Source organism: Acinetobacter sp. WCHAc060042 (assembly GCF_003231195.1).
Classification (GTDB): Bacteria; Pseudomonadota; Gammaproteobacteria; order Pseudomonadales; family Moraxellaceae; genus Acinetobacter.
Genome location: NZ_QKVN01000077.1, coordinates 1 through 5238, shown reverse-complemented (window position 1 = coordinate 5238; position 5238 = coordinate 1). Strand labels below are relative to the sequence as shown.

Annotated in this window: 7 protein-coding genes; 3 read left to right on the top strand and 4 right to left on the bottom strand. The window is 39.3% G+C overall.

Going from position 1 to position 5238, the window contains the following annotated elements:
- Positions 1-550: FAD-dependent oxidoreductase (locus DPG01_RS18020; protein WP_162622371.1), on the top strand; the 550-nt coding region annotated here is incomplete at its 5' end.
- 283 nt (positions 551-833) lie between these two features.
- Here the strand turns inward: DPG01_RS18020 and DPG01_RS18015 are convergent.
- The 3 genes from DPG01_RS18015 to DPG01_RS18005 all read right to left on the bottom strand — a co-directional run bounded on the left by DPG01_RS18015 (position 834) and on the right by DPG01_RS18005 (position 3267).
- Positions 834-1088: a YfhL family 4Fe-4S dicluster ferredoxin gene (locus tag DPG01_RS18015; protein WP_110975970.1), complete on the bottom strand. Its 255-nt coding sequence runs from the start codon at positions 1086-1088 to the stop codon at positions 834-836.
- Between the two features lie 14 nt (positions 1089-1102).
- Positions 1103-2503 carry a tRNA 5-hydroxyuridine modification protein YegQ gene (gene yegQ, locus DPG01_RS18010; protein WP_110975969.1) on the bottom strand — a complete coding sequence of 467 codons (1401 nt, stop codon included), beginning with the start codon at positions 2501-2503 and terminating at the stop codon, positions 1103-1105.
- Between the two features lie 332 nt (positions 2504-2835).
- Positions 2836-3267, bottom strand: a complete 432-nt coding sequence (locus tag DPG01_RS18005) for a Cd(II)/Pb(II)-responsive transcriptional regulator (RefSeq protein ID WP_110975968.1) — start codon at positions 3265-3267, stop codon at positions 2836-2838.
- A gap of 76 nt (positions 3268-3343) precedes the next feature.
- On the opposite strand from DPG01_RS18005, the gene DPG01_RS18000 reads away from it, so the two are divergent.
- Positions 3344-3988, top strand: a complete 645-nt coding sequence (locus DPG01_RS18000) for a cation transporter (RefSeq protein ID WP_110975967.1) — start codon at positions 3344-3346, stop codon at positions 3986-3988.
- A 143-nt stretch (positions 3989-4131) separates the two neighbouring features.
- Here DPG01_RS18000 and DPG01_RS17995 read toward each other — a convergent pair whose 3' ends face one another.
- The gene (locus DPG01_RS17995) at positions 4132-4974 is read right to left on the bottom strand and encodes a hypothetical protein (RefSeq protein ID WP_110975966.1); all 843 of its coding nucleotides are present in this window, start codon (positions 4972-4974) and stop codon (positions 4132-4134) included.
- A gap of 174 nt (positions 4975-5148) precedes the next feature.
- Between DPG01_RS17995 and DPG01_RS19100 the strand changes: the two genes are divergently transcribed.
- Positions 5149-5238 (top strand): helix-turn-helix domain-containing protein (locus tag DPG01_RS19100; protein WP_162622370.1); only part of this gene is annotated, 90 nt, incomplete at its 3' end.

Below are 5238 nucleotides of genomic sequence, written 5' to 3'. Positions count from 1 at the left end.
TCGTGGTGTTGCTTACTGTCCACACTGTGATGGCCCACTGTTTAAAGGCAAACGTGTTGCCGTAATTGGCGGGGGGAACTCAGGTGTCGAAGCGGCAATTGATCTTGCTGGGATTGTGGAACATGTAACTTTGGTTGAGTTTGATACCAAACTACGTGCTGACCAAGTGTTGCAAGACAAATTGCATAGCTTGCCTAACACCACAGTCATCCTGAACGCCCTATCAACCGAAGTTGTGGGTGATGGTTCACAAGTGACAGCATTGAAATATAAAGACCGTGCAACCGATGTAGAACATACGGTTGAGCTTGCAGGAATCTTTGTACAAATTGGTTTATTACCAAACACCGATTTCTTAAAAGAAACAGCGGTTGAGCTTTCAAATCGTAATGAAATTGTGATTAACGATCGCAATGAAACCAATGTCAAAGGTGTATTTGCCGCAGGTGACTGTACGACTGTGCCTTACAAGCAAATTATCATTGCTACAGGTGAGGGCGCGAAAGCATCTCTGTCTGCTTTTGATTATATTATTCGTTCTGGGCTGTAAGTGTGAAATGAAAAAGCCAATGCTCTCCCAAAATCTACGTTGGCTTTTTCCCTTTATGTTGTATGACTAAGCTCTAGTTATACTTTTATAGGAACTCTGGTCGCTAACAGCCTGAGTTCCTTTTTTTTGGAATGATGATTTCGGGCAAAGAAAAAGCCAAAGTGTTCCCCAGATCACTTTGGCTTTTTCATTTAGTTGTTGTTTATTGTTATTCTTTGCCCAGTTTTTGTTTTGAAACTCTGAGTGTGGTCAGTACTCGGTTTCTTTTCTACTTTCCCCAAGGTTAGACGCTAAATAAGTTCAATCCTTTAAATTTTTCTAACAGTTGTTGCTGAGTTTCCATGTGTTCTGGGTGTGGCTCGATACAGGCAATTGGGCAAACATCGACGCAGGTTTGGGTGTCATAAAAACCAACACACTCTGTACAACGGCTGACGTCTATTTCATAAATCTTGTCACCTTCAAAAATAGCAGTATTGGGGCATTCAGGAAGGCACATATCACAGTTAATACATGCATCTGTTATTCGTAGTGCCATGGCATTATCCCCAGTCAGCTTGCAACATAAGCCAATGCAGGCGCTGAAATATCAGTGCTTGAATGCGGTAAATTACGAATGAGTAGGGCATAACGCATGTCAACATCAGCAGGAACAGGTATTTCAACTACATGTCCTGAGCCTTTCGCTTCAAGTATTGGATTGCCTTTTTTATCGAGGATTTCTGTCAACTTAAAGGTGATATTGCCTGACGTGGTCATGAGTTCAAGTACATCGCCCACCACAAAACGGTTTTTGACATCGACTTTCAGATAATCGCTATTTCGCTCTACAATTTCACCGCAGTATTGTTGATGGTCAAAACTAGATGAGCCATTTGCATAGTTTTGATATTCGCTGTGTACGTGGCGACGTAAAAAACCTTCGGTATAACCACGATTCGCCAGACCTTCGAGTTGTGTCATGAGTGATGGGTCAAAAGGCTTATTTGCGAGCGCATCATCTATGGCTTTGCGATAAATTTGAGCAGTACGGGCACAGTAAAAATAAGACTTGGTACGTCCTTCAATTTTTAAAGAATGGATGCCCATATGGGTTAAGCGCTCAACATGTTGCACCGCGCGCAAGTCTTTTGAGTTCATAAAGTAAGTACCATGTTCATCCTCTTCAGCAGCAAACATGTCTTCATCATGACGTTGTAATAATACGGGTTCATCGAACTGATGTTGTGCTTGCATATGCACTTCATCAACATCAGAATTTGCACAGCAGTTGGAGCTTGTATTCAGATTTTGAACGGGGATCACATCGCCATTTTCATCTTGCGTAGTCTGATGGACTTTGTATTCCCAACGGCAAGCATTGGTACATGCCCCTTGATTGGCATCACGTTTATTCATATAGCCTGAAAGCATGCAACGTCCTGAATACGCCATGCATAGCGCACCATGCACAAAAACCTCAATTTCCATGTCTGGCACTTGCTGCTTAATTTCTTCAATTTCATCAATGGATAATTCACGGGACAAAATGACACGAGTCAGTCCCATGTTTTTCCAAAATTTCACAGTAGCCCAGTTGACAGCATTGGCTTGAACAGAAAGATGCACATCCATATCTGGAAAATGCTCACGTACCATCATAATCAGGCCTGGATCTGACATGATCAGGGCATCGGGTTGCATCGCAACCACAGGTGTGAGGTCACGAATAAAGTTTTTGAGCTTTGAGTTATGGGGTTGAATGTTGACGACCACATAAAACTTTTTGCCTAAGTCATGCGCTTCTTGAATGCCGATAGCTAAATTGTCATGATCAAATTCATTATTGCGCACACGTAAACTATAACGGGGTTGTCCTGCATAGACTGCATCTGCACCATAGGCAAAGGCATAACGCATATTTTTAAGCGAACCAGCCGGTGAAAGAAGTTCAGTAACGTGGGAAATGCTCATGATCAAACTAAGGCATAAAAAAAATATGGTTTTATTGTAGTGCTTTAAAAAATAGATTCAACCTAGTAAAAAACTCGGAATTTAACTGCTAGTGAGTATAAGAAATTTTTATTCAAGGATTTAATTTTAAATAATAAATAATATTTCTTTGAGTGAAGAATGATGTCTTTATAAAGATAGAAATTAAAAAAATAAAGTGCCTCATATAAAATTCATGGTGATTTGAAAAAGAAAAGTTAAAAATTTTATATGAGTCTTTGCATATTTAGATGAAAGAAAGTGAAGACTAGGCATAAAAGTGAAGTTAAGCCATCAGGCATGTCAAGGTTCTGCTATTCGTCAGAAGTTTCCGCTTCAAGTTGCCTTAAAATTTGACAATCATCAATGGTTGATAGCGTGGCACAGGATTGACGCAGTTGTTGCAACTGAATTTGGAATTTTTTTAGTTCAACTATTTTTTGCTCGACTTGTTTTAAATGCTCATCTATCAATTGATTGACCGCGCTACAGTCCTGTTGTGGGTTCTGCTCCAATTGGATGAGATATTCAATTTCTTTGAGTGAGATATCCAGCGCACGGCAACGTTTAATAAAAATGAGTCGTTTAAGCGCCTCATCTTGATAATAGCGATAGTTATTGTCCCCGCGAAAAGAAGGTTCTAATAAATTTTTCTTTTCATAAAAACGAATGGTATCGGCACTTAAGCCAGTTTTTTGGACTAAGTCTTTTATTAAATAAACAGGAGATGAGTTTTGTTGATTCATTTTGCTTGACCTTAGAGTGACTCCATAGTTTTTAATCATAATATAAAATGATCAAGTAGTGATAGAGGTCGCTAATATGGCGTGTTCTTCTTGTAGTTGTACACCCGCACCACAAAAGCCGAATAGTAAATTTAGAACGGCATTATGGATTGCCTTATTTATTAATTTAGCTATGTTTGTGGTAGAACTCATTGGTGGGGCTTATGCGCATTCATCATCATTATGGGCTGATTCCTTAGACTTTTTTGGTGATGCGGTGAATTATGGTATTTCACTGGCAGTGCTCGGTGCGAGTTTATACTGGCGAGCGACAGTAGCCTTGCTGAAAGGTATAACCATGGCGTTGTTTGGCTTAGTTGTGATAGGCAAAGTGATTTATGCTTATGTGCTAGGGATTCCGCCTGAAGCTATGACTATGGGCGTGATTGGTGTGATTGCTTTGCTTGCGAATGTGGTTTGTGCTGTCATTTTATATGCTTACCGCGAAGGGGACTCGAATATGCAATCGGTTTGGCTTTGTAGTCGAAATGATGCGATTGGAAATGTGGCGGTTATCTTTGCAGCTATAGGTGTGTTTGGGACAGGAAGTATGTGGCCCGATATGATTGTTGCAGGTATTATGGCAACGTTAGGTTTGACAGCTGGCTATCAAGTCGTGACTAAGGCATTAGCTGAGCGGAAAAAGAGCGTTTTAGAAAATTCGACTGTAGAATATGAATAGGATGTAATTGCGAATATGTTTAGCGTTTAAGATTCGGTTTACAGCCTTACAGTAGTTTGAAGTTTAACACTCCATAGGATGGAACTTCTGCATGTTCAAGACGAATATGAGAGTGTACATGGACGTACAGCTATTAAGATGAATTAGTGAGTATGCAAATACATCTTTGTCCAAAAGTCATTCCACAGATTTAAATATTCAGCTTGAAGCTGTTTAAAATATGACTCGTCTTTTGGTTGGTAGCTTTGTGTGAATAGCAACCAAATATCGTCTTCATGATTATCATCGTTTGCAAGAGTTTGGTCACTGGCTTTAGCAATACCATGACATGCATAATAACCATTGGTAAACGAAGAATCATACACCGCGAGATTTGTTCTGAGTGCTTCACTGAACTTAATCACTTGCAGTTCAGTACAAGCCAAAATCAACAATAAGTCTGCATAAGAATGAATATGCTCTTGAATAAACTGTGTAAGAGAGAATGCTTCGGCTTGAGTTTGTTTTTGGTCAGTGACATCGAGTTTGAGTTGTTGCATCAGCTTTAAAAAATAAACCAAGTGCGATTTTGCAGGGGAGCTTTGTTCAAGTTGATGCGTGTTAAAACCCAATTCATCAAAAAGATTGAGTGAGAGTAGATAACGCGCATATATCTTTGCCGCAATACGGTCTTGTGCCTTAATATTGCTGTTGTTTTCAAGTTGTAATGCTTGGTAGATCACCATGCTTAAGGCATCGGTAAAATTCTTGACAATAGCTGTAAAATAATTCAGATGAATTAATTTTAACTGCTCAAGGGTCAGTTGACATTGGTGCAACCGTGTAAGGATAGGATGCTTAAATAAGGCATGATCTCCTGTTGCCTGCTTTAGTGCATGGACCACTTGAGTATTTGATTTCCATAACTCTGGACTTAAGGAGTGCTGAATAAAGTATAAAACTTCTTCGCGGGTATGTTCAGACTGAGTAAAGGAAAGGGTGTTCATAGAGCGTTAAATTTTAATTTTCATCATTTTTTATCATAGTGAAAAAGGCTGCATTCTTCTAGTTTTTTTATTTAACTTAGATTCTCAAATGAAGTGCAACAGAGATTAAATTATTGGAAAGAAGCAAGATGAGCTAGCATTTTGCTTCCGACCGACCAAAGTCAAAGTTGCATCATGAACTATACTCATCTTACCCAAGAAGAACGATATCAGATTTATACATTGTTACGTGAAGGTTTTTCTAAACGTTATATCGCTTGGAGA